The 4,023-nt window shown below is 67.7% G+C and carries 5 protein-coding genes; 2 read left to right on the plus strand and 3 right to left on the minus strand.

All coding sequences use genetic code 11. From position 1 onward, the window contains the following. Positions 1 to 46: 46 nt before the first annotated feature. Genes ACFV15_RS47930 through ACFV15_RS47940 form a run of 3 tightly spaced genes read right to left on the minus strand, consistent with a single transcriptional unit; the run spans position 47 to position 2,417 of the window. Positions 47 to 1,186, minus strand: coding sequence for a glutamate--cysteine ligase (locus tag ACFV15_RS47930; RefSeq protein ID WP_378360173.1), 1,140 nt, complete (start codon positions 1,184 to 1,186; stop codon positions 47 to 49). A 17-nt stretch (positions 1,187 to 1,203) separates the two neighbouring features. Continuing rightward, positions 1,204 to 1,653 (minus strand): hypothetical protein, encoded by a 450-nt coding sequence (locus ACFV15_RS47935; RefSeq protein WP_378360175.1) that lies wholly within the window; start codon positions 1,651 to 1,653, stop codon positions 1,204 to 1,206. After that, the gene (locus tag ACFV15_RS47940; protein ID WP_378360176.1) at positions 1,650 to 2,417 is read right to left on the minus strand and encodes an alpha/beta hydrolase; all 768 of its coding nucleotides are present in this window, start codon (positions 2,415 to 2,417) and stop codon (positions 1,650 to 1,652) included. Before ACFV15_RS47940 ends, ACFV15_RS47935 begins: the two co-directional genes overlap by 4 nt. A gap of 216 nt (positions 2,418 to 2,633) precedes the next feature. On the opposite strand from ACFV15_RS47940, the gene ACFV15_RS47945 reads away from it, so the two are divergent. Together ACFV15_RS47945 and ACFV15_RS47950 are read left to right on the plus strand one after the other, a co-directional pair. Beyond that, the gene (locus tag ACFV15_RS47945) at positions 2,634 to 3,395 is read left to right on the plus strand and encodes a lysophospholipid acyltransferase family protein (RefSeq protein ID WP_378360179.1); all 762 of its coding nucleotides are present in this window, start codon (positions 2,634 to 2,636) and stop codon (positions 3,393 to 3,395) included. Positions 3,396 to 3,415: 20 nt separating this feature from the next. Then, the gene (locus tag ACFV15_RS47950) at positions 3,416 to 3,910 is read left to right on the plus strand and encodes a polyadenylate-specific 3'-exoribonuclease AS (protein WP_378360178.1); all 495 of its coding nucleotides are present in this window, start codon (positions 3,416 to 3,418) and stop codon (positions 3,908 to 3,910) included. Positions 3,911 to 4,023 lie beyond the last annotated feature (113 nt).

The raw sequence follows: 4,023 nt of genomic DNA on the forward strand, positions 1-4,023 counted from the left end.
TGAGTGGTATGACCGGTTAGAACCGGCCATACCACTCACGACCCCTTCAGCCTGGGGGAAGCCCGGTCCGCATCTCGGAGATCAGCGACGCCACCACGGCCTTGAGGCTGCCGTTGCAGCTCTGCGCGACCGCGCGCTGGCGCTGATAGCTCGGCCCGACCCGCAGGATGCGCTCGACCGAGCGCAGCTCCTCGGCGCAGTCCAGCCGCCGCGCGACCGGCTCCAGCCGGTTCAGCAGGTCGAGCAGGTCGTCGGTGACCAGGCGTTCCCGTCCGGCCGCGTCCAGGATGATCTCCGCGTCGGTGCCGTAGCGGGCGGCGCGCCACTTGTTCTCCTGGACGTGCCACGGCGGCATGGTCGGCAGGATCTCGCCGTCGTCGAGGCGGGCGCTGAAGTCGTCGACCAGGCACTGGGTCAGCGCGGAGATCGCGGCGACCTCTTCCAGCGTCGGGAGCCCGTCGCAGACCCGCATCTCGATGGTGCCGAAATGCGGCGCGGGCCGGATGTCCCAGCGGATCTCCGAGAAGTGGTCGATGACGCCGGTGACGAACATGTCGTCGACGTAGTTCTCCAGCTCCGTCCATTTCCGGAACTGGAACGGCAGGCCCGCGGTCGGCAGCTGCTGGAACATCAGCGCCCGGTTCGACGCGTAGCCGGTGTCCTCCCCGCCCCAGTACGGCGAAGAGGCCGAAAGCGCTTGCAGGTGGGGGAAGTAGTTGAGCAGCGCGTCGAGCACCGGCAGCACCTTGTCGCGGTGATCGAGCCCGACGTGCACGTGGACGCCGTAGATCAGCATCTGACGGCCCCACCACTGGGTGCGGTCGATCAGTTTCGCGTACCGCTCCTTGTCGGTGACCTTCTGCTGGTACCAGGTGGAGAACGGGTGCGAACCGGCCGAGAACAGCTCGACGCCGAGCGGGTCGCACACCTTGTGCACCAGCTCCAGCGAGTCGGCCAGGTCGGCCTTCACCTCGCCGATGGTGTCGCAGACGCCGGTGATGATCTCGACGGTGTTGAGCAGCAGCTCCTGCTTGATCTTGGGATGCTCCTCCTGCCCGTCGGGGCGCACCTGCTCCAGGATGCGCTCGGCGACGGAGGCGAGCTCGCCGGTCCGGCGGTCGACAAGGGCCAGCTCCCACTCGGCGCCGACCGTTGATCGGCGCGAGGGGCTGAACTCGATGTGCACTGGTTTTTCCTAGGGGCTCAGACCTGGGCGCCCGTGTTCGGATCGGCGCCGTCCGGCGGACCCTGTCTCACGCGCAGAAGCAACAAGGCTATCGCGGTCGCCAGCGACAGGATGCCCAGCGGCGTGGCGAGCGTGCTGCCGAGGCCGAGCACGTTCGGCCAGATCAGCAGCACCAGGCCGAGCACGAAGAACAGCAGCACGATGAACGCGCCCTTGCGCGGCCTGGGCAGTGGCGGCGGCTCCGGCGGCACGTAGTGCTCGTTGTCTTCGGCGGGGTCGTCGCCGAACATGGTGGAGTCCCACTCGGTGCCGCCACCACGCCAGCCGCGGTCAGGGGCCTTCTTCTCCTCCGGCTCGGCCGGAGCGGGCTCCTCGTCGAGCAGCCCGACGCCCTCGGCACGCAGATCGGCCACGATCTCCGCGAAGGTCGCGTCGACGTCCTCGGGCCCGTCCTTGCCCCTGCTCATGTCGCGTCGACCCCCGCCTCACGAACACTGCGCACGAATTCGACACTACGCTCGAAGATCAGCTCGGCGTCGTTGTCCTGCGTGGCCACGTGGTAGCTGTTCTCGAGCAGCACCTCGGTGACGTTCTCGCTGCCGACGGCGCCGAGGATGATCTGCGAGTTCACCGGTTCCACGATGTGGTCAACGACCGAGTGGAGCAGAAGCAGCGGCTGGGTCACCTTGGGCAGGTCGGCGCGGACGAGCTTCCACAGCTTCCCGAGGCTGACCGCGGCGCGCACCGGCGTGCGCGTGTAGGCGATCTCGGTCTCGCCGGGCTTCTTGATGTCGTTGCCGACGCCGGGCACCGACGGCAGCACCCTGGCCAGCATCGGGCCGAACTTGGCGTCCCAGCGCAGCGTGGTCACCGACGGGTTGACCAGCACGATCCCGGCGATCCGGTCACCGAACTCCTGGGCGAGGCGCAGGCTGAGCGTGCCGCCCATGGACAGGCCGCAGACGAACACCGAGTCGCAGGTCTCGAGCAGCTCCAGCAGCTCGGTCCGGACCGCTCCGTACCAGTCGGTCCACGCTGTCCGGTTCATGTCCTGCCAGACCGTGCCATGCCCGGGTAGCAGCGGGCAGCGCACGGTGAACCCGGCTTCGGCCAGGTGCGCGCCCCAGGCGCGGAGGCTGCCGGGTGTGCCGGTGAACCCATGGCACAGCAGTACCCCGACTTCGGTCGAACCGGTGTGTGAGAACGGTTCCGCGCCGGCGAGCACCGTCATGCGATCGCCTTCCGTCTGTGCTTGTGGGGACGTCTATGTTCGCACGGCCGGGCCGCGTTGTGGGCCCCCGGCCGCACTGGAGAATGGCATAGGATCGGTGTGAGATCGATCGCTGTCCGCCGCAACCGGGTACCAGGCGTTGTGCATGGCCGGTCGTGGTTCGTAACCTTGTTGATCGGGTCGACCCGGAACGAGCTGCTCGGAGGACATGTCGCGGTGCTGTACTGGTTGATGAAGAACGTCTTACTGGGCCCGCTGCTCAAGCTGCTCTGGCCGACCAAGGTGGTCGGCGCGGAGAACATCCCCGAGACCGGCGGGGTCATCCTCGCGGGCAACCACCTCGCGGTCGCCGACTCGTTCTTCATGCCGCTGCGTGTCAAGCGCATGGTCACCTTCCCAGCCAAGTCCGAGTACTTCACCGAGCCCGGCATCAAGGGCAAGCTCAAGAAGGCCTTCTTCACCGGCGTCGGCCAGATCCCGATCGACCGCTCGGGCGGCAACGCCGCACAGGCCGCGCTCGACACCGCGACCAGGCTCGTCCGCGAGGGCAACCTGCTGGGCATCTACCCCGAGGGCACCCGCTCCCCGGACGGGCGGCTCTACAAGGGCAAGACCGGAGTCGCCCGCATCGCGCTGGAGTCCGGCGGCCTGGTGGTTCCGGTGGCGATGATCGGCACCGACAAGGTCAATCCGATCGGCTCCAAGATGTGGCGCCCGATGCGCCTGGAGATCCGCTTCGGCAAGCCGCTCGACTTCTCGCGCTACGAGGGCCTCGCGGGCGACCGGTTCATCGAGCGGTCGATCACCGACGAGATCATGTACGCGCTGATGGAGCTCTCCGGCCAGGAATACGTCGACATCTACGCGGCCAAGGCCAAGGAACTGCTGGCCGCCGAGGCCGCGGGCGTCAGTCCCAAGGTCCCGGCGCAGCCGTCGGCTCTGGAAGCGGATCGGGTACCCCAGACAAAGGTCGGATAGTCGCCCATTAGGGTCGCCCGGTGCGATTTTTCTACGACACCGAGTTCATCGAGGACGGCCTGACGATCGACCTGGTGTCGATCGGTGTCGTGGACGAGCAGGGCCGGGAGTTCTACGCGGTATCGACCGACTTCGACCCCGGCAAGGCCGGAGCCTGGGTGCGCGACAACGTCCTCCCCAAGCTGCCCTCGCCCGCGGACAAGGCCTGGCGCAGCCGTGAGCGCATCCGCGAGGACCTGCTGGAGTTCTTCGGCAAGCCGCCTGGCGGCATCGAGCTGTGGGCCTGGTTCGCGGCCTACGACCACGTCGCGCTCGCCCAGCTCTGGGGCCCGATGCCCGCCCTCCCGCGCCAGCTGCCCCGTTTCACCCGCGACCTGCGCCAGCGCTGGGAAGACGTCAACAAGCCCAAGCTCCCGCCCGCGCCCACCGACGCCCACGACGCACTCGCCGACGCCCGCCACAACTACGAGCGCTGGCAGGTCATCGAAGAGGTCTGGAAGCGCCGCCGCGGCTGAAAAAAATCCCAATGCGGCATTGGTCAGGTTTCAGCACGCCAATGTGGCTTTCGTCAGCTCTGAGCTGACCAAAGGCACAATGGGATTTTTTTCAGACGACGACGACGCCCGGC

This window comes from Amycolatopsis sp. NPDC059657, assembly GCF_042734395.1.
Lineage (GTDB): Bacteria > Actinomycetota > Actinomycetes > Mycobacteriales > Pseudonocardiaceae > Amycolatopsis.

Coding starts and splice junctions, on each gene's coding strand:
- ACFV15_RS47935 (WP_378360175.1), bottom strand. CDS start 1,653: ATGAGCAGGGGCAAGGACGGGCCCGAGGACGTCGACGCGACCTTCGCG.
- ACFV15_RS47940 (WP_378360176.1), bottom strand. CDS start 2,417: ATGACGGTGCTCGCCGGCGCGGAACCGTTCTCACACACCGGTTCGACC.